The following is a 20,411-nucleotide window of genomic DNA, read 5'->3' as shown; positions in this document are numbered from 1 at the left end:
TCTGGAGCAAGCCCCGGTGACCCCGCCAATATGTTTGCCCGGGCACGGCACCCCGTGCTGCCGAGAGGAATGGAGGATCGACGATGAACCTTAAAGTCTGCCTTGCCGGCGCGACGGGCTGGGCCGGGTCGGAACTGGCCCGGGCGATGGCGCAGGCGCACGACATGGCCCTGGTGGCAGCGGTATCGCGCCGGCATGCCGGGCAGGATCTTGGCGTTGCGCTAGGCGATGGACCGTTCGCCTGTCCAGTCTTCGCCAGCGCCGCCGAGGCGCTCGCGCATCCCTGCGACGTGTTCGTCGAGTACACCGGCGTGGCGGCCGCCAAGGCCAATGTCCTTGCCGCGCTCGAACATGGCGCGCATGTCGTCGTCGGCTCCTCTGGCCTGAGCGACGAGGACTACGCGCAGATCGACGCGCTTGCCCGATCGCAGGGCCTGGGCGTGCTCGCCTGCGGCAACTTCGCGCTGACGGTGGTGCTGTTGCAGAAATTCGCCGAGATGGCGGCCCGCTACATTCCGCAATGGGAAATCATCGACTACGCGCACGACGGCAAACGCGATGCTCCCAGCGGCACCGCGCGCGAGCTGGCCAGCCGGCTCGGTCGCGTGCAGGCGCCGCAGCCGACGGTGCCGCTCGAACAGACCGCCGGCGTGCGCGAGGCGCGGGGCGCGACGCTGGCCGGATCACAGGTGCATTCGATCCGGCTGCCGGGATTCGTGATCAGCGCAGAAGTCATCTTCGGCATGCCCGACCAGAAGCTGACCCTGCGGCACGACGCAGGCAACAGCGCCCTTCCCTACGTGGACGGCGCGTTGCTGGCGGTACGCAAGGTGCCGGCGCTGGTCGGGCTGCACCGGGGGCTGGACCATGTGCTCGAGCTTTGAACGGAGCCTGCCTGCACGCCGTCCGACCGACTCGTTAAAGCCCGGATAGCCTTACTTTCGCATCCCGTAGACAGGGGCGACAAGAAACTACATCCAGTTGTTTTGGAACGTGTTTCGAGCGATGAACATGAACGCCTGCAGCCCCTCGACCCTCCGCCGCCATCCCGGCTTCAGCCGCGACCACGACTGGACCATCAATGGTCCGGCGGTCGGCCCCGAGCAGACACCCCGCTGGCCGACCGACCAGGACGCGCCGCTCGATCGTCGCCACAGCGACATCGAATGGCCGACCGAAGATCGCCGTACCCCGCGCATGCCGGTGCCCACGCCGGAACCGGACGAGGATGACCAGTTCCCCTGGATCTCGCCCACGCAGCCGGCCACCTGCTGGCTGATCTGACAGGCGAGCGGCAGATCTGCCGTATCTCTCCAAAGGGCGCGTTCCACGGACGCGCCCTTTCGCTTGCCCGATCCGGCGTTGACCCGGCACCGATGCGTTGCGCGCCACCCGTCACGTGCAACCCCTCTTCCATCAAGGTGAGCGGGTTCGGCAGGTAAAAAGCGTCACGCAGACCGGAAGCACATGGGTCATGCACTCGGCCATTGAGCGGAACCCCGCCCGACGCTAGGCTGCACCATGCCTTTGTCCACACTGGGCGGCGCTTGCCGCCCCTTTCCCTGCCTGCCATGACGACCGCGCTGGTGCTCTTCCGGCGCGACCTGCGCCTTGCCGACAATCCGGCCCTGAGCGCGGCCTGCGCATCGCACGCACGCGTGCTGCCCGTCTACATCCATGCGCCCGACGAGGAGGGCGATTTCGCTCCCGGGGCCGCCAGTCGTTGGTGGTTGCACCATTCGCTGGACGCCCTGGATCGGGACCTGCGCGAACGCCAGTCCGGTCTGCACCTGGCCCAGGCGCCGACACTGGAAACCCTGCTCGACCTGATCGCCCGCAGCGGCGCGGGGACGGTGCACTGGAATCGTCGTTACGAACCGGACGCCATCGCCCACGACACCCGCCTGAAGACCGCATTGCGGGAACGCGGCATCGAGGTGCATACCCACAACGCCGCGCTCTGGTGCGAGCCCTGGTCCATCGCTACCCAGGCCGGCGATCCGTACCGCGTATTCACTCCCTACTGGCGCAACCTGCGCACGCAACTGGCCGTGCAGGAGCCCTTGCCCGTGCCAGCTTTCCGCGAATGGGTCGCGCTGCCGGGCGCGCAGCCGCTGGCCGCGCTGGATCTGTTGCCGTCCATAGCCTGGTACCGCGGCCTGGCGGCCACATGGCGACCCGGCGAGGCCGGCGCGCACGAATGGCTCGAGGTCTTCGCGGACGATGCTCTGGGACACTATGCCCAGGCGCGCGACCTGCCTGCGCGGCACGGCACCTCGCGGCTGTCGCCCCACCTGCACTTCGGCGAGATCTCGCCGCGGCAGATCCACTACCTGCTGGAACGGCGCAACGCGCGCGTCGACGTACGACGCCGGGCGGACCTCGAACCCTTCCTGCGCGAGCTCGGCTGGCGCGAGTTCGCGCACCACCTGTTGTTCCACTTTCCCGACACGCCCAGCCGCAACTTCAACCCGCGTTTCGACGACCGGTTGTGGGAGCCCCAGGACGAGCCGGCGCTGGAGCGCTGGCGACGCGGCCGCACCGGCATACCGCTGGTGGACGCAGGGATGCGGGAGCTGTGGCACACCGGCTGGATGCACAATCGCGTGCGCATGATCGTCGCCAGCTTCCTGACCAAGAATCTTCGCCAGCACTGGCACCACGGGGCGCGCTGGTTCTGGGACACGCTGGTGGACGCCGACCTGGCCAACAACACGATGGGTTGGCAATGGGTGGCCGGCTGCGGTGCGGACGCGGCGCCCTACTTCCGTGTGTTCAATCCCGTCACGCAGGCGCAGCGCTTCGATCCGCAAGGCGCCTACCTGTCCCGCTGGCTACCGGAACTGGCCGACGCGCCGCCGGCGCTGATGCACGAACCCTGGAAGGATCCGGCGCTGCTTCGACGCAGCGGGTATCCCGCGCCGATGGTGGACCTGGGCCAGTCGCGCCAGCGCGCGCTCGACGCCTACCAGCGCCTCAAGGGCTGAGCGGACGGCTCATCCCAGGGCCAGTGGATTAAGCTGCCACACGGTCCAGTTGAGCGCGGCGGCAAAGCTGACCCAGGCCAGGTAAGGCAGCAGCAACGCACCGGCGATCGCGTGCACCCGCCAGAACGCGACGACCGTGGCCGCCAGCAACAACCACAGCGCCACGATGTCGGCGAAAGCCCATCCACCCAGGTGCCAGGCGAAGAACAACCAGCTCCATGCGGCGTTGAGAACCAGTTGGACTACGAACAGGACCAGTGCCTGTTGTCGTCCCGGACGGCCGAGCTGGCGCCAGACGCACCATGCGGCCAGGCCCATCAGGGCGTACAGCACAGTCCACACCGGCCCGAACACCGACGATGGCGGGGCCCACGACGGTTGCACCAGCCGCCCGTAGAACGCCGCGGCCTGGATCGAGGCCAGCGCTCCGACGGCAGCCGCGGCAAAGCTCAGCAGCCACCAGCCGGCCAGGCCGAGCCAGGGGTGGGAAGGTCTCGTCGATGGCATGGGAGAACTCCTGTGGGGTAGTGACAAGGCATACCGCGGCGCATGTCTTGCAGATGCAATGCCGGCGCGCGGGTGGGCGTCCCGGTTGTACGGCAGGCACCGCCGAACGGATCAGCGGCGATCCTGCATCCGTTTGCAGCGACGCCTGCGTACAACGACGGTCCGCCCGGCCAGGCCGGCTTTCGATGTCGTCTTCCAGCAGTGGATCCGCGATGAAGTCACCCATGCTGTATTGCCTGCTGGCGGCCATCGGCCTGCCCGGATGCACCCGGGCCGACCAGCCGCCCATCATGCCGGTCGCCCACGTCGACATGCCGCGCTACATGGGCCGCTGGTACGTGATCGCCACCATCCCCACCCGCCCCGAACGGAACAGCTACAACGCCGTCGAGCTGTACCGGCTCACGCCCGATGGGGAGATATGCACCCGCTACGTCCACCGCCAGGGCGGCTTCGACGGGACGATCGACACCATCGGTTCGGTCGCCACGGTGGACGCCGATCGCAGCCAGGCACGCTGGCACGTCCACTTCGCCTGGTTCTTCAAGACCCAGTACCTGGTCGCCTGGCTCGCGCCGGATTACGGACAGGTCATCGTCGCCCGCGACAAGCGCGATTACCTCTGGTACATGGCGCGCACGCCGCAGGTGGCTGCCGCCGACTACCAGGCGATGCTCACGCGGGTGGCGGCACTGGGCTACGACCCCGCGCAGGTGGTCAAGGTACCGCAGCGATGGCCGGACGCCGGCATGGCGCAGGCCATCGACGGTGCGATCGCTGAGTGCCGATAGCTCGGCGAGCGCTCGGCTAGCCGCGCATCAGCGCGGGCCTCCACCGGGTCACGCATGGCAAAGCCGGCGATGCGCGAGCGCGTGACTGCCTGCGGAACGCCCGCCGCCTAGAGTCCGAACAGCGGCTGCAGCGTCCGCGCGACCCAGCCCTCGAAGCGCAGCGTGCCGTCCAGGGCGGCCACGCAGATGCACGCCCCGCCAGGCGCGGTGACCGGCTGGTGCCGGATCTCGTCATCCAGGTCCGCCATGTCGCCCGGAGCGAAGTGTCCCAGCTGGTCGTTGTAGGCGCCCTGGAGAATCTGGGTCAGTTCGCTGCCGTTGTGGCCGTGCACCGGCATGCTCTTGCCCGGACCGATGCGCAGCATGAACAGGTTGCCCTCGTCGACGCTGGCGCGGATCAGATGGACGCCAGGCGCCAGCCAGCGCCAGCGCAGCCCGCTCAGCGACCGGCCGAAGTAGGGATGGAGTGGCGCGGGCAGCGCATCGGGATCGTCCGCCAGGCTGGCCGGCGGCAACAACGACGCGCCCGCGGGCGGTGGCGTGTCGTCGAGCCTGGCGAGCATGGCCCGCCGCGCCTGTTCCGGCGAAGGCCGGTCACGCTGCATCTCGATCAGCCCGCCGCCGATGCGTTCGGCCAGGCGCAACTGCTGCCGGCATGCGGCGCAGATGCTCAGGTGCGCGGCGGCAACCACGCCCAGCGCGGTAGGCAGTGCACCCGCGGCGTAGCTGAGCAGCGTCGCTTCACCCAGGTGATGGCGTGGATTCATCGGTCTCATCGGAGCTCGTTCTGCAGCTTGAGGAAGGCCCGGCGCAAATGGGACTTGACGGTCCCCAACGGCATGCCGAGTTCGTCGGCGATGACCTGATGGCTCTTGGCTTCGAAGTAGGACATGCGGATCAATCTCGCCTGCACTGCGGGCAGTTGCCCGATGGCGCGGCGGATGTTGGCTTCCTCGGTGAGCGCCTCGGTGCCGGGCGGCTCGTTTTCGCCACCGGCGCCATCGAGCACGCCCATGTCTTCGAGATATTCCTGTGTCTGGCTCCACACCGGCTCCTTGCGGGTGCGGTCGATGAACAGGTTGCGGGCGATGCGGAACAACCAGGTGCTCAGGCTGCTGCGCGCGGCGTCGTACTGCGCGGCCCGCTGCCACAGGCGCAGCAACGCCTCCTGGGAAAGCTCCTCGGCCACGCCGTCGTCGCCGCCCAGGCCCAGCAGGTAGCGGCGCAGTCGCGGCGCGAAGTAGTCGTAGATGTGCAGGAAGCTGTCGCGGTCGCGCCGGCGCGCCACCGCCTCCACCAGCACGGCCCAGTCGTGTCGTGCGGCGGATGGGGGTCTTTGCAAGAGTCTCGCAGCCTCGAAACGCGCCACCGACTTGGTGGGGTAATCCAGGTCCATCATAGCCATGGTCGCCGGGGTGGTCGGCAACCTTTACGCAGCCTTGGACCAAATGGATGCAGGCAGGGGCGCGACCGCCGCTGAGCACCAGCGCGGACTCAGGATGCCAGCGGCTCCAGCACGGCAATCGGCAGCGGCGACAGCCAGTGCGCGGGCGACAGCGCGTGGGCAACCGTTCCCTCGCGCCCGCCGAGCAGATTGCGGTAACTGCCCGGAGCCACGCCGCTCAAGCGCACTTCCTGCGGCATCAGCGCGGACGTTGCCGCGGCGTCCCAGCGCGGTTCGCGCGCGTCCAGCAGCACACCGGCCGTGTGCCGCAACGCCAGCACCACGATGGCATGGCCGTCGAGCTTGCGCTGGAACGCCAGCAACCGGTCCGCGGCGGCCCCATCGGGGTTCTCCACCGCCAACTGGCGGTAGCAGCCCTGCGCGAACAAGGACGGATGGCGGCTCCGCAACTGAAGCAGTTCATGAAGCACGCGTTGCTTGAGCGCACCATCGCGCCATCGGTCGAGCAGTGCTTCCCACGGAGCGTCGCTGGCCAGTGCCGCGCGGCGTGCGTCGAAGTCGACCGGATGGCGGTTGTCCGGATCGACCAGGCTGAAATCCCAGAACTCGGTGCCCTGGTAGGTGTCCGGCACGCCCGGCGTGGTCAGCCGCAGCGTGGCCTGCACCAGGCTGTTGGCGGCGCCCGCGGCCTCGATGCGCTGCACGAAGGCGTGCAGCTCCGAGGCGAATCCGTTGGCAGGCGCCAGCAGCGCGTCGAGGAAAGCCTCGCAGGCATCTTCGTAAGGCTCGTTGGGAAGGCTCCAGCGGGATCGGCGCTTGGCTTCGCGCAGCGCCTTGCGCTGCCACTGGGCGATGCGCTCGCGGAAGGCGGCCAGCCCTTGCCGATCATCCGGTGCGAGTGTCGGCGGCCAGGCGCCGACGAGGCTCTGGTAGAGCATGTACTCGTCGGCCGCGGACGGGGCCGTGCCGCCATCGATCGCCACGCGCAGGCCGGCATGGCGGTCGCGCCAGCGTTCGACCGTGCCTGCCCACTGCGGCGCCACAGCGGCCTGCGAGAGCACTGCCAGGCGTGCGCGGGCATCCTCGCCGCGCTTGTGGTCGTGGGTGGCGGTGGCGAGGAGGTTGTGCGGATAGTCGCGGGCGCGCTCGGCGCACAGCGCGTGGAAGGTGGGGATGTCCAGCGCCAGGTGACCCGGATCGGCGCCGACCTCGTTGCGCGAAAGCAGGCGGCCGTAGCGATAGCAGGCGGTGTCCTCCACCGCCTTGGCGGCCATCGGCGAGGTGGCCTGCTGGAAGATCCGCATCGCCCGTTCGCGCGCGTGCCGCACCCGACCCGGCGGCAGGCCGCGCGGCGCCTGGCCGCCCAGCCACGCGGCCACTTCGGCGAGCAGTTCGCGATCCTCGATGCGCACCTGGTGGCGCGCGTGTGCGTAGGCCTGCTGGAACACGCTCTCGTCCACGGCATCGCGGCCCAGGCCGCCGGCGTAGGTGCGATACACGGGGAAATGCACCAGCAGTTCGACCAGCACGCGGCGGATCGCCGGCAGGCTGACGTCACGGGTGGAGACGTCGGCGCGGGCGGCATCGAACAGGGCGCGCGCGGTGCGGTCCAGTTCCGCCTCGAAACTGTCGACCAGGATCTGCCGCCGCGCGGTGCGCGCCACCGTGGCGAAGTCGGCGCGCTCGCCGCTGATCGCCTGCCACAGTTCGGTCAGCATCGCTTCGCCGGCGCCGTCGTGCAGCAGCGCCCCGACCTGGTCCATGAACTCGTAGCCGGTGGTGCCGTCCATGCGCCAGTCCGGGCGCAGCCGCTCGCCCTTGGCCAGGATTTTTTCCACCACGAGGTAGGCCGGGCCGCGTGGCGCACCGGCGGGGCGCTGGCGCTGCAGGCGACGCAGGCGATGGCGAAGCTGGCGGCAATAGCGGTGCGGGTCGGCCAGGCCATCGATGTGGTCCACGCGCAGGCCGTCGATCAGTCCCTCGGCGTAGAGCCGGAAAACCAGCGCATGGCTGTCCTCGAACACCCGCGTGCGGTCCATGCGCAGGCCGACCAGTTCGTTGATGTCGAAAAAGCGCCGGTAGTCGACCATGTCGTTGGCGATCTTCCAAAGCGCCAGGCGGTAGTGCTGTTCCTCCAGCAGGGCGTGCAGCCGGTGGAAGCCGGCCTCCTGCCTGCCGTCGTGCGCGCCCAGCACGGTGGAGAACTCCCCTGCCCCGCGCAATGCGTCGAGCGTGGATGGCGAGAGCGGCAAGGGGTTGTCGTGCACGCGCAATGCGTAGTCCCGGCCTTCGCGGTCCAGGCGCACGTCGCCGTCGCGCAGCGCCTGCGCGTAGGGCTTGCCCAGAATGGGCAGCAGCACATGCCCGCGCACCAGCGGATCGGGGCTGCGCCAGTCGATGTCGAAGTAGCCCGCATGCGGGCTGGCGCGGCCGTGGCGCAACACATCCATCCACCAGGCGTTGCCTGGGCCGGCGAACATGTGGTTCGGCACGATGTCCAGCACCAGGCCCATCCCGTGCGAGCGCAGTTTGCGCACCAGCCGATGCAGCGCCGGCTCGCCGCCCAGTTCGGGATTGACGTGGTGGTAGTCGATGACGTCATAGCCGTGCGTCGAGCCGGGGCGCGCGGTGAACAGCGGCGAGGCGTAGAGATGGCTCACGCCCAGGCGGGCGTAGTAGTCGACCTGCGCAGCGGCATCGTCCAGCGTGAAGCCGGCATGGAGTTGCAGGCGCGCGAGCGCACGCGGCGAGACGGGCGCGGCGTCGCTCACCGCGAGGAGTCTCGACTTCGCTTCGCTGCGCTCGGGGCGAACGGCGCTGGTCCGGCGCGATGAGGTTTTCTCCCCGGCCGGCAGAGCGCCGCCCTGGGCCCGTCGAAGGGTTTCCGGTTGAGAGTCGGAGTCCGCATGGAGTTCCGAAGGCGCCTCGGTGCGAGCCACGCCGGAACTGGCCCCCGCCTTTCTCACGACGCGTCGCGCGCCGCGGCGACAGCGGCGCAACACGCCTGCGCCACCGCACCGTCGAACATCAGCGCTGCCGATTCGGGCAACCGCCGACGCCAGTTCGGATGCATCGCGTCGGTGGGCCCGGGCAGGTTGGGTTGCTCCGGCAACGCCAGCAGGTCCTCGGCCGGGATCACCACCAGCGGCGCCGGCGCGCGCGCCACGTGGCCGGCCGCGGCGATGGCCACCGGCGCCACGTCCTCCGGCGAGGGCGGTCGATCCTCGTCCGGCGGGCCGCCGGCGCCCTGCGCCGCGCCCGAGGCGCACAGCGCGCGCCACAGCCGGTTGCGGTCGAGCGCACGCTCGGCGATCTCATCGACGCCCGGCTCCGCCAGGCCAGCGCGAGCACGCCATTCGATGTCGCGCCCGCTCCACCAGCCGGCCACCGTCGGCACGTCGTGGGTCGAGGTGGTCGCCATCGCGTCGGGCGACCAGTGCTTCGGTGCGATGAAGCCGCGGTCGGCCGCGCGCTCGAACCACAGCACGCGGATGCCGAGCACGCCGGTCTCGCCGATGCGCTGGCGGAAGTCGGCCGGCACCGTGCCCAGGTCCTCGCCGATCACCACTGCGCGGTTGCGATGCGATTCGATCGCCAGCAGCCGCAACATGTCCTGGAGGGGATAACGCACATAGGCGCCATCGGTGGCGCCGTGACCATGCGGCACCAGCCACAGTCGCTTGAGGCCAAGCACGTGGTCGATGCGAACGCCTCCGGCATGCGCCAGCGCGGCGCGCAGCATGGCGAGGTAGCCGGCGTAGCCGCCGCGCTTCAATCCCGCCGGCGAGAACGTGGTCAGCCCCCAGTCCTGCCCGTTGCGGTTGAGCAGGTCCGGCGGCGCACCCACCGACAGGCCGTGCAGCAGTTCGCCCTTGTGGCTCCAGGCCTGGCTGCCGCCGGAGTCGGTGCCCACCGCCAGGTCCGAGATCAGCCCGATCGCCATGCCCGAGGCGCGCGCCGCGTGCTGCGCATCTTCCAGGCCTCGCATGGCAAGCCATTGGAGGAAGGCGTGGAACGCCACCTCGCGGCTGTGCTCGCGCGCGAAGGTGGCGACCGCGGGGCTGGCCGGGTCGTGGTACCCGACAGGCCAGGCCTGCCACCCGCCCGGCGTATCGTGCGCGCGGAAGTGAACCTGCAACGCCTCGAAGCGCGCATGGCGTTCGAGCGCCTCGCCCTGTTCGCGACGGAAGGCGCACAGGGCCTGGGTGAGCTTGGAATCGGCGGTGGACCATTCGAACAGCGTGCGCAGCAGCGTCATGCGCGCGCGCGCCGCGCGCGGCCAGTCGATCAGTTCCAGCCATTCCAGCTCGGCCAGTTCCTGGCGAAGGTTGTGCGCGTCGGTCACGGTGCGCAACGCCGACGCACCGCCCACGCGGCCCGGGTCGACGTAGAGGGGGTTGAGGAACAGCCGGCTGGATGGCGCGTACGGGCTGTAGCGCTCCGGTGCCGCGGCGAACAGCGCATGCACCGGGCTGATCGCCAGCGCATCGGCGCCGCGCGAGGCCGCGGCGCGGGCGCATTGCTCCAGCGCGGTGAAGTCGCCGATGCCGCCGTCGCCCGGCCGGCGCAGGCTGGACAGCTGCACCGCCACGCCCCAGGGGCGGCGATGGGCGCCGGCGATGTCGCCCACGCCGAACGCGCGCGGCGGGGCGGCGGCGAGCGTGCATTCGTCATCGCCGAGCAGCAGGCGGTAGTAGCCCCAGGAAGCCGGTGCCTGCAGCACCCGTTCGTCCGGCCCCACGGTGCCTTCGTCGACCGGGAGGCCCTGCTCGTCTTCGATGCGGTAACGGCGCGATGCGTCCGCCGGCGGCAGCGGGAACGAACTGCCGGCGTCGGCTACCAGCAACCGCGGCAGCTGCGTGCCCCCGCGCTCGCGGCGCAACCGTTCGAGGCTGGCGTCGATGTCGGCTTCGTTGGCGCATGGCAGGCCGAGCGCGTCGAGCACCGCGCGCAGCGTGGGCGGGGCGACCTGTTGCGGACGGTCGTTCGCATCGCGCCACTGCACGTCCACGCCGGCCTGCCCGGCGAGTTCGGCGAGACGGGTGTCGAGGTCGCTCACGACCGCGCTCGCCGGAAGCCGCAGGCGTGCGCGGTCATGCAAGGGCGGCCGGTACAGGCAGGTTCATGCCAAGCGGTCGCGCTGCCACGCAGGTCGCGCACAGGATGCGCTCCTGCCGGGGCGCTGGGGATGACGCTCAAGCTCATGCCGAAGGTTCCAGGCAAACCAGGGTGCGGGCGGGATCGAGGCGGCCTTCGGCCAAGGCGGCGATCGCCGACGCCTCGCCGTACAACCATCGCGCAGCGGGTGTCGGCTTGGCGTCGACGTGGGCCGCGCGTTCGCCCAGGTTGCAATAGACGTGCAGCCGCGCATCGCCCAGTTGCCAGTGCGCCTGCAACGCGCGCTCGCCGATGGCACGCGCGCCCAACGGCCGTGCCTGCTCCAGCCGCGGCGCCAAGTGCTCCCGGCGCTGCGCCAGGAGCAGGCGGACCAGGGTCAGCCGTGCGACGCCGTCCGCGCTGGCGGCTTCGGTCGGATCCAGCGTGGATGTTTCGAAGGTGGCCGGCGCATTCGGGTCGGGCACATCGCCCTTGCCATGGCTTTCGAACTCGGCGAATTCCTTGCGCCTGCCCTCGCGCACGGCGGTGCGCAGTTGTTCGCTCTGGTGGTCGGTGAAAAACAGGAACGGCCGGCGACTGCCCCACTCCTCGCCCATGAACAACATCGGCACCGACGGCGTCAGCAGCAGCAACGCATACGCCGCCTCGAGCCTGTCCGCGCCAGTCAGTGCGGTAAGGCGTTCGCCCAGGGCACGATTGCCGATCTGGTCGTGGTTCTGCAGGAAGTCGACGAAGCACAGCGGGCTCAGGTGTGCGCTCGACTCGCCGCGCGGCTTGCCGCGCATCGGTTCACCCTGCCAGGCGAAGCCCTCGGCCAGGCAGCGCACGAGCTTGTCGAGCGGATCGTTGGCGTAGGCGCCGTAGTAGCCGGCGTGCTCGCCCGTGAGCAGGACATGCAGCGCATTGTGGAAGTCATCGTTCCATTGCGCGTCGAAACGATACGGACCCAGCAGGTGCGCCAGGTTGGCTTCGTTCTCCAGGACCAGGTGCACCTGTCGCCCGTCCATCGCCGCACGCACGCGGGCGGCGAGCGAGAGCAGCCATGCCGGGTTGTGCAGCGCATGCACCGCGTCCAGGCGCAGGCCGTCGAAGCGGTACTCGTGGAGCCAGTACAACGCGTTGTGCACGAAGAAGTCGCCCACCGGCGGCTGCGCCACGTCGATCGCCGCGCCCCAGGGCGTCGGCGGCCCGTCCTTGCGGAAGAACGGCGAGGCGTAGGCGCCCAGGTAATTCCCGTCCGGGCCGAAGTGGTTGTAGACCACGTCCAGGATCATCGTGAGGCCCAACCCGTGCGCCGCATCGACCAGCGCCTTGAGCTCGTCGGGCGTTCCGTAGGCCGCGGCCGGCGCGAACGGCAGTACGCCGTCGTAGCCCCAGTTGCGGTCGCCGGGGAACTGCGCGATCGGCATCAGCTCGACCGCGGTGAAGCCCAAAGCGTGCAGGCGTGGCAGCATGGCCTGCACGCCGCGAAAGCCGCCGCACGCACCCACGTGCAGTTCGTAGACCACGGCCTCGTGCCACGGTCGCCCGCACCAGTCGTCGTGTTGCCAGGCGAATGCCGCAGGGTCGACCACGACGCTGGCGCCGTGCACATCGCCCGCCTCCTGCAACCGCGAGGCCGGGTCGGGGACGCGCAGGTCCCTGCCGACGTGGAAGCGATAGCGCGTGCCGGCGGGCGCCTCGCGGATGCACTCGTGCCAGCCATCATCCAGTGCGCGCATCGGGTGCGTGGCCGCCGATTCGAGTTCCAGCTGCACCTGCGCGACATCGGGCGCCCACAACCGGAAGCGCGTGCGTCCGTCGCCATGCAGCTCGGCGCCGTAGGGCATGGCGTGGCGGAAGCGCCCGCTCATGCACCGTCCTGCCGCGGCGCGGCGGAAAGCAGCATGACGCTCAGGCCCTTGAGCTCGAGCGTGGCATCGTCGACGGTGCGCTCGGCCGCTTCGGGGTTGCCGGTGTCGACGCGCAGGCGCCATGGCAGCTTCGGCTCGGGAAGCGCGAAGGCGTGGGGCTCGCCGGTGCCGTTGATCAACAACAGGGTCACGTCGAGGTGGCGCCGCCCCTTGGGCAGCGCGCGGCGGAGCATCAGCAGGCGGCCCTGGGCATCGTTCCAGTCGCTCTGCTTCATCGCGCTGGCGCGTTCGTTGTACCAGGACACCGGCGGCAGGCCCGGCAGCAGGTCGGCGCCGCCGTGCATGAAGCAGTCCGCGCGCAGGGTCGGGTGCTGCTCGCGCAGGCGGATCAGCCGCGCGACGAAATCGATGAACGCACGGCCGCCGTCGGATTGCGCCAGCTTCCAGTCGAGCCAGGAGATCTCGTTGTCCTGGCAGTAGGCGTTGTTGTTGCCGCCCTGGCTGCGGCCGAACTCGTCGCCACCCAGCAGCATGGGCGTGCCGTGCGAGAACAGCAGCGTCGCCAGCATGGCGCGTTTGGCACGGCCGCGCGCGTCGAGGATGGCGGCGTCCTCGGTGGGGCCCTCGGCGCCGTGGTTGTTGCTCTCGTTGTCGTTGGCGCCGTCGCGGTTGTCCTCGCCGTTGGCCTCGTTGTGCTTCTGCTCGTAGCTGACCAGGTCCTGCAGGGTGTAGCCGTCGTGCGCGGTGACGAAGTTGAGCGAGGCCCAGGGCCGCCGGTGCTGGTGGTCGAACAGGTCGGCCGAGCCCTGCAGCCGCCCGGCGAGCGCGCCGCGCAGGCCAGCGTCGCCTTTCCAGAAGCGCCGCACGTCGTCGCGGAACTGGCCGTTCCATTCGCCGAAGCCGGGCGGATGGTTGCCCAGCTGGTAGCCGCCGGGGCCGACGTCCCACGGCTCGGAAATCAGTTTGACGCCGTTGAGCACCGGGTCCTGGCGCATGGCGTCGAACAGGCCACCGTTCGGATCGAAACCGCTCGCCTCGCGGCCTAGCGTGACGCCAAGGTCGAAGCGGAAGCCGTCGATGTGGAAGGTCTGCACCCAGTAGCGCAGCGAGTCCATCACCAGCTGCAGCACGCGCGGGTGCGCGGTGTTGACGGTGTTGCCGGTACCGGTGTCGTTGATGCAGTGGCGCGGGTTGTCCGCGACAAGGCGGTAGTAGCTGGCGTTGTCCAGGCCGCGGAAGGACAGCGTGGGTCCGAGTTCGCTGCCTTCGCCGGTGTGGTTGTAGACCACGTCGAGGATCACCTCGATGCCGGCCGCGTGCAGCGCCTGCACCGCGGCGCGCAACTCGTTGAGCGCGCCCTCCGCCATGTACGAGGGCTCCGGCGCGAAGAAGGCCAGCGTGTTGTAGCCCCAGTAATTGCGCAGCTTCATTTCGGTCAGCCGGCGGTCCTGCACGAAGGCGTGGATCGGCAGCAGCTCGATCGCGGTGACGCCCAGATGCACCAGGTGGTCGATCACGTAAGGATCGGCCAGCGCCAGGAAGGTGCCGCGCTCGTGCGGGCGGATGCGCTTGAGCGTGCGGGTCAGGCCCTTGACGTGTGCCTCGTAGACGATGGTCTTCGGCCAGGGCGTGCGCGGGCGCTGCGTGCGGCCCTCCCAGTGCATCGGCTCGTCGACCACCACCGCCTTGGGCATCGCCGCGGCGCTGTCGCGGCGATCGAAGGACAGGTCCGCGCGCGGGGAGGTCACGCGGTAGCCGTGCAACACGTCCGACCAGCGCAACTGCCCGGCAAGCTGGCGCGCATAGGGATCGAGCAGCAGCTTGTTCGGGTTGAAGCGGTGGCCCTGCTCCGGCTCGTACGGACCGTAGGCACGGTATCCGTAGAGCTGTCCGCCGCGCAGGCGCGGCAGGTAACCGTGCCAGATCTCGTCCGTGCACTCGGGCAGTACGTAGCGGGCGATCTCGCGCCGGCCGGAGGGATCGAACAGGCACAGTTCGATGCGCTCGGCGTGGGCGGAGAACACCGCGAAGTTGGTGCCGATGCCATCGCAGTGCGCACCCAACGGGTACGGCGAACCCGGTTGCATGCGTTCGGGGAGGGTGGGCATCAACGGAGCTCCGGAAGTCCAGGACGCATCCTGCGCGCGCTCGCGTGGTTGCGATGTGGTCAGGCGGGCACGCCTTGGGTGCGTTGCACTGGGGGACCGCTCACGGCTGGCCGGCCAGATAGATCACCGTGGCCAGGGGCGGCAGCGTCAGTGCGAGCGAATGCGACTGCCCGTGGATCGACACCGGCTCGGCGTGCGCCTCGCCCTGCCCCATGCCGGAGCCGCCGTAGGCTGCGTCATCGGTGTTGATCGCCAGCTCCCAGCGCCCTTCGCGTGGCACGCCGATGCGGTAATCGTGCAGCGGTGTCGGCGTGAGGTTGCTCACCACCAGCGCGGGACGCGCGTCCTGGCCAAAGCGCAGCCAGGCGAACACGCTGTTGCCGGCGTCGTCGCCGATCGCCCAGCGAAAGCCGCGTGGGTCGCTGTCCCACGCATGCAGCGCCGGCTCGCGCGCGAGCAGGTGGTTCAAGTCGCGCAACAGGTGCTGTACGCCACGGTGGCGCGGATCGTCCAGCAGTTCCCACGGCAGTTGCGCATCGTGGTTCCACTCGGTCGGCTGTGCCACCTCGCCGCCGGCGAACAGCAGCTTCTTGCCCGGATGCGCCCACATGAAACCGTAGTAGGCACGCAGGTTGGCGAAGCGTTGCCAGTCGTCGCCAGGCATGCGGCCCAGCAGCGACCGCTTGCCATGTACCACCTCGTCGTGGGACAGCGGCAGCACGTAGTGCTCCGAATAGGCGTAGACCATCGAGAAAGTCATCTCGTGGTGGTGCCAGCGCCGGTGGATGGGATCGCGCGACATGTATTCGAGCGTGTCGTGCATCCAGCCCATGTTCCACTTGTAGTCGAAGCCCAGGCCGCCTTCGGTGGGCGCGCGCGTGACGCCGGGCCAGGCGGTCGATTCCTCGGCGATGGTGAGCACGCCGGGATGGTGCTGGTGCACGACCGTGTTGAAGCGCTTGAGGAAGGCGATCGACTCGAGGTTCTCGCGCCCGCCGTGGATGTTGGGCACCCATTCGTCGTGCTTGCGGCTGTAGTCGCGGTAGAGCATGGAAGCGACCGCATCCACGCGCAGGCCATCGATGTGGAAGCGTTCGAGCCACGCCAGCGCGCTGCCGATCAGGAAGCCGGAGACCTCGTTGCGGCCCAGGTTGTAGATCAGCGTGTTCCAGTCCTGGTGGAAGCCCTCGCGCGGGTCGGCGTGTTCGTACAGTTCGGTGCCGTCGAAGTGCGCCAGGCCGTGCGTATCGGTCGGGAAGTGCGCAGGTACCCAGTCGACGATGACGCCAAGTCCCGCTTCATGGCAGCGATCGACGAAACGGGCGAAGGCCTCGGGTGGGCCGAAGCGTGCGGTCGGCGCGTACTGGCCCAGCGGCTGGTAGCCCCAGGACCCGCCGAACGGGTGCTCGGCGATCGGAAGCAGTTCGAGATGGGTGAAGCCCATGCCGATGAGGTAGGGAATCAGGCGCTCGGCCAGCGCATCCCAGCCGGGCGATTGGCCCCGGTCGTCGCGCCACCAGGAACCGGCGTGCAGTTCGTAGATCGACAAGGGCGCGTCCAGCCGCTGGCGTGCGGCGCGATCGGCCATCCAGGCGTGGTCGGTCCAGCGGAACGGCGCATCGGCGGCAACCACCGACGCGGTGGCCGGCGGCGTCTCGGTGGCCAGCGCCACCGGATCGGCTTTCTGCTGCACCGAAAAATCCGCGCCGAGGATCTCGTACTTGTAGCGTGCGCCGGCGCGAAGACCCGGTACGAACAGTTCCCACACACCGTGCGGCAAACGCAGGCGCATCGGGTGGCGGCGGCCGTCCCAGTGGTTGAAGTCGCCGACCACGCTGACCCGCCGTGCATTGGGCGCCCATACGGCGAAGCGGACGCCCGCCACGCCATCGCGTTCGATCGGATGCGCGCCGAGCTGGCGCCAGAGCTCCGGATGCTGGCCCTGGGCGAGCAGATCCAGGTCGTGCTCGGCCAGCAACGCGCCGAAGGCGTAGGGATCGTCCAGCTCCTGCACCGCCGTAGGCCAGTGCACGCGCAGGCGATAGGCGCCCTGGCCCGGCACCGCACCGGCGAAAAGTCCATCGGCAACCGGTTCCAGCGAAGCGAGCAGCCGGCCCTGTCCGTCGATCGCCTCGACGTCGAGCGCTCCCGGTTGCAGCGTGCGCACCAGGCGCTGTCCGTCGACCTGGTGGGGTCCGAGTACGGCGAACGGATCGGCGTGGCGCGCATGCAACAGCGCATCCACCACGCCGGGATCGAGTCGGCCTGGGCCGTTCACGGGATCGCCTCGCCGATGGCGGCCTCGTCGGTCAGCCGCAGCAGCCCCTGCAAGGGCACGCCGAACCAGCCCGGCCGGTTGGCGGCTTCATAGGCGATCTCGTAGGCGGCCTTGTCGAGCAGGAACAGTTCGAGCATCGGCGCCAGTGCCCCGGCGCTGATCCAACGCACCGGCGCCTGTTCGAGCACCGCGACATAGGCGCCCAGGAACACCTCCGAGGCGCGCAGACGGAAGCGTTCCAGGAAAGGCGCGAACAACGGGTCCTCGATCGGCGCCACGCCTTCCTCGCCGCGCTGCGCCACCGCGGCGACATAGTCCAGCGAGCGCAGGAAGCCTGCCACGTCACGCAGCGGCGTGGTCTTTATACGGCGGTCCTCCAGCGGTCGCGCCGGTTCGCCTTCGAAGTCGATCAGCCAGGCGTCGCCCTGCACCACCAGCACCTGGCCCAGGTGGAAGTCGCCATGCACGCGCGTGCGCAGCGCACCCGCGCCAAGCCGCGCCAGCGTATCGATGCGCTGGCACAGCGCCGCGCGGCGCGCGAACAGGCGATCGCGCTGCGCGCGCAGGGCACCGTCCTCCGGGTCGAGGCCTTCCAGGGCATCGAGCGCGCGCTGGAGTTGCGCGCGGGCGTCGGCGGCCCAGCCGTCCAGGTGGGTGGCGTCGGCGGTCTCGGGCCGGAAGGCGTCATCCTCGCTCGGCTGCGCGAGTACGGCGTGCAGCTCGCCCAGGCGCGTGCCCACCGCTGCGGCAAAGCTGTCGTAGTCCGCCAGGATCTCCGCGCGCGCGGCATCGTCCTCGGCGTGGCTGAACTCGTCCCAGGTGCGCTGCAGGTAATCCAGCGTCCAACGCCAGGCGTCGCCCTGGTTGCGCACGAAGCCCTGCAGCACCGCCAGCGCCGAGGGGATGCCGTCGGCCCCGACGTGCAGTACTTCACCCAGCAGCGGCGGCGTGTTGGCGTAACCGACGCGGGTCAGGTGCCGGCCCATCTCCAGTTCGGGGTTGATGCCGTGCGCGATGTGCCGGTAGAGCTTGAGCATGCCGCGTTCGTGCACGATCACGGAACTGTTGGACTGCTCGGCCGACAGCCAGCGGTTCTCCGCATCGGGCGGAAACTCCAGCGCGTCGAACGCGGCCGTCGCGGTGAACTGGATCGCCCCGCCGCGCTTGAGCGGAAGCTCCTGGCGATTGCGCAGGCCGCGCAGCAGGCCCGAGACGAAGGCATCGAGCACGAACCCATCGGTGAGGTAGCCCACGCGCCGCCCGCGGCGCACGCGCGCCAGCGCCAGTTGCTGGGCGCGCGCGGGCGGGTTCTCGTCCTCCCAGATGATGCCCAGCGGCAGGCAGTAGCGCTCGATGCCGCCGTCGTTGAGGGTGGCGATGATCTCGGTGATCACCAGGTCTTCGCCACGGTCCGGCCAGGGCTGGCCATACATCACGCTGATCGAGGCGATGCCGCGGTCCTTGGCGCCGAACCAGCGTCGCCGGCCCAAGTAGGTGGGCAGCACGTCGCGTTCCAGCGCGCCGCGGTGGTGCGCCATGACCGGGCCTTCCACCAGCGGACCGCGCAGCACCAGGGTTTCGAAGTCGGGCATCGGCTCCGCCGGCGGCTGGTGCCAGGCCGGCATCTGCGCGTTGGCGCAGAGCTGGAAGGCATAGAAGCCGAACGGTGGGAGCGTGAGCAGGTAAGGCAGGCGCCCGATCGGCGGGAACGAGGTGCCGCCGAGGATCTCCACCGGCACGCGGCCATCGAACGCGCCCAGATCCAGTTCCACCGCCTGCAGCGTGCGCGACATGTTGGCCACGCACAGCACCTGCTCGTCCTCGTATTCGCGCAGATACGCGAGGATCTTGCGGTTGCCGGGGAACAGGAACCGGATGCCGCCGCGCCCGAACGCCCGGTAGCGCTTGCGCACGGCCAGCACGCGGCGGGTCCAGTTGAGCAGCGAATGGGGATCGCGCGCCTGCGCCTCGGCGTTGACCGCCTGGTAGCCGTACAGCGGATCCATGATCGGCGGCAGCACCAGCTTGGCCGGATCGGCCTTGGAGAAGCCGCCGTTGCGGTCCATCGACCATTGCATGGGCGTGCGCACGCCGTCGCGGTCGCCCAGGTGGATGTTGTCGCCCATCCCCAGCTCGTCGCCGTAGTACAGCACCGGCGTGCCGGGCATGGTGATGACCAGCGAATTCATCAGCTCGATGCGTCGGCGGTCGCGCTCGAGCAGCGGCGACAGGCGACGGCGGATGCCCAGGTTGATGCGGGCGCGACGGTCGGCGGCGTAGGTCTCCCACAGGTAATCGCGCTCGGCGTCGGTGACCATTTCCAGCGTCAGCTCGTCGTGGTTGCGCAGGAAGATCGCCCACTGGCAGTTGTCCGGGATCGCCGGGGTCTGGCGCATGATGTCGGTGATCGGGAAGCGGTCCTCGCGCGCGATGGCCATGTACATGCGCGGCATCAGCGGGAAATGGAACGCCATGTGGCATTCGTCGCCGTCGCCGAAGTAGTCCTGGGTGTCTTCCGGCCACTGGTTGGCCTCGGCCAGCAGCATGCGGTCGGGATAGTGCTCGTCGATCTCCTTGCGGATCAGCTTGAGGATGTCGTGCGTCTCGGGAAGGTTCTCGTTGTTGGTGCCCTCGCGCTCGATCAGGTAGGGCACCGCGTCCAGTCGCAGTCCGTCGACGCCCAGGTCGAGCCAGAAGCGCATCACGCCGAGCACGGCCTTTAGCACCGCCGGGTTGTCGAAGTTGAGATCGGGCTGGTGCGAGAAAAAGCGATGCCAGAAGTACTGGCCGGCGACCGCGTCCCAGGTCCAGTTCGACTTCTCGGTATCCAGGAAGATGATGCGCGTGCCCGAATAGGCCTGGTCGGTGTCCGACCACACGTAGAAGTTGCGCGCGGCTGAACCGGGCTTGGCCAGGCGGGCGCGCTGGAACCAGGGGTGCTGGTCGGAGGTGTGGTTGATGACCAGCTCGGTGATCACGCGCAAGCCGCGCGCATGCGCGGCGGCGATGAAGCGCTTGGCGTCGCCGAGCCGCCCGTAGTCCGGATGGACGTCCTTGTATTCGGAGATGTCGTAGCCGTCGTCGCGCCGGGGGCTGGGGTAGAACGGCAGCAGCCAGAGCGTGTTGACGCCCAGCTCGGCGATGTAGTCGAGCTTGTCGATCAGGCCCTGGAAGTCGCCCACGCCGTCGTCGTTGGAGTCGAAGAACGACTTGACGTGCACCTGGTAGATGATCGCGTCCTTGTACCAGAGCGGGTCGCTGGTAAAGCTGCGCTTGGGGGTTCGGGGATGGGCGCTCATGCGCGGGTTCCTTCCTGCGCAACCGCAGGTCGACATGCAGGAGCGCACCCAGTGCGCGACCGCAA

General features: G+C 69.6%; 13 protein-coding genes. 4 read left to right on the top strand and 9 right to left on the bottom strand.

Translation table 11 applies throughout. From position 1 onward, the window contains the following. Positions 1 to 83 precede the first annotated feature (83 nt). The 3 genes from dapB (at position 84) to ACFWZ4_RS00660 (ending at position 2,987) form a co-directional block, all read left to right on the top strand. Positions 84 to 884, top strand: a complete 801-nt coding sequence (dapB, locus tag ACFWZ4_RS00670) for a 4-hydroxy-tetrahydrodipicolinate reductase (RefSeq protein ID WP_439702849.1) — start codon at positions 84 to 86, stop codon at positions 882 to 884. Between the two features lie 127 nt (positions 885 to 1,011). Then, positions 1,012 to 1,284: a hypothetical protein gene (locus ACFWZ4_RS00665; RefSeq protein WP_231325746.1), complete on the top strand. Its 273-nt coding sequence runs from the start codon at positions 1,012 to 1,014 to the stop codon at positions 1,282 to 1,284. A gap of 287 nt (positions 1,285 to 1,571) precedes the next feature. Next, on the top strand, positions 1,572 to 2,987 hold the full coding sequence (locus ACFWZ4_RS00660; RefSeq protein WP_439702848.1) for a cryptochrome/photolyase family protein: 1,416 nt from the start codon (positions 1,572 to 1,574) through the stop codon (positions 2,985 to 2,987). Positions 2,988 to 2,996: 9 nt separating this feature from the next. Here ACFWZ4_RS00660 and ACFWZ4_RS00655 read toward each other — a convergent pair whose 3' ends face one another. After that, entirely contained in the window at positions 2,997 to 3,494 is a 498-nt protein-coding gene (locus ACFWZ4_RS00655) for a TspO/MBR family protein (protein WP_439702847.1), read from the bottom strand. Between the two features lie 212 nt (positions 3,495 to 3,706). On the opposite strand from ACFWZ4_RS00655, the gene ACFWZ4_RS00650 reads away from it, so the two are divergent. Further along, a complete protein-coding gene (locus ACFWZ4_RS00650) occupies positions 3,707 to 4,285 on the top strand; it encodes a lipocalin family protein (protein ID WP_439702846.1) in 579 nt (192 codons plus the stop codon). 107 nt (positions 4,286 to 4,392) lie between these two features. Here the strand turns inward: ACFWZ4_RS00650 and ACFWZ4_RS00645 are convergent, their stop codons facing one another. The 8 genes from ACFWZ4_RS00645 to treS form a co-directional block, all read right to left on the bottom strand. Further along, positions 4,393 to 5,052, bottom strand: a complete 660-nt coding sequence (locus ACFWZ4_RS00645) for a ChrR family anti-sigma-E factor (protein ID WP_439703752.1) — start codon at positions 5,050 to 5,052, stop codon at positions 4,393 to 4,395. 5 nt (positions 5,053 to 5,057) lie between these two features. Next, positions 5,058 to 5,684, bottom strand: coding sequence for a sigma-70 family RNA polymerase sigma factor (locus ACFWZ4_RS00640; protein WP_439703751.1), 627 nt, complete (start codon positions 5,682 to 5,684; stop codon positions 5,058 to 5,060). Between the two features lie 95 nt (positions 5,685 to 5,779). Then, a complete protein-coding gene (treY, locus tag ACFWZ4_RS00635) occupies positions 5,780 to 8,461 on the bottom strand; it encodes a malto-oligosyltrehalose synthase (protein WP_439702845.1) in 2,682 nt (893 codons plus the stop codon). A 191-nt stretch (positions 8,462 to 8,652) separates the two neighbouring features. Next, a complete protein-coding gene (malQ, locus tag ACFWZ4_RS00630; RefSeq protein WP_439702844.1) occupies positions 8,653 to 10,749 on the bottom strand; it encodes a 4-alpha-glucanotransferase in 2,097 nt (698 codons plus the stop codon). Between the two features lie 142 nt (positions 10,750 to 10,891). Next, positions 10,892 to 12,661, bottom strand: a complete 1,770-nt coding sequence (gene treZ / locus ACFWZ4_RS00625; protein WP_439702843.1) for a malto-oligosyltrehalose trehalohydrolase — start codon at positions 12,659 to 12,661, stop codon at positions 10,892 to 10,894. Beyond that, positions 12,658 to 14,769 (bottom strand): glycogen debranching protein GlgX, encoded by a 2,112-nt coding sequence (gene glgX, locus ACFWZ4_RS00620; protein ID WP_439702842.1) that lies wholly within the window; start codon positions 14,767 to 14,769, stop codon positions 12,658 to 12,660. The genes treZ and glgX overlap by 4 nt, the downstream gene beginning before the upstream one ends. A 100-nt stretch (positions 14,770 to 14,869) precedes the next feature. Continuing rightward, positions 14,870 to 17,047, bottom strand: coding sequence for a 1,4-alpha-glucan branching protein GlgB (glgB, locus tag ACFWZ4_RS00615; protein WP_439702840.1), 2,178 nt, complete (start codon positions 17,045 to 17,047; stop codon positions 14,870 to 14,872). Next, positions 17,044 to 20,346, bottom strand: coding sequence for a maltose alpha-D-glucosyltransferase (gene treS / locus ACFWZ4_RS00610; RefSeq protein ID WP_439702838.1), 3,303 nt, complete (start codon positions 20,344 to 20,346; stop codon positions 17,044 to 17,046). Before treS ends, glgB begins: the two co-directional genes overlap by 4 nt. Positions 20,347 to 20,411: the final 65 nt, after the last annotated feature.

It is taken from the genome of Frateuria sp. GZRe12 (assembly GCF_051900535.1).
GTDB lineage: Bacteria > Pseudomonadota > Gammaproteobacteria > Xanthomonadales > Rhodanobacteraceae > Frateuria_A.
This window is presented reverse-complemented; position numbering and strand designations above follow the sequence as displayed.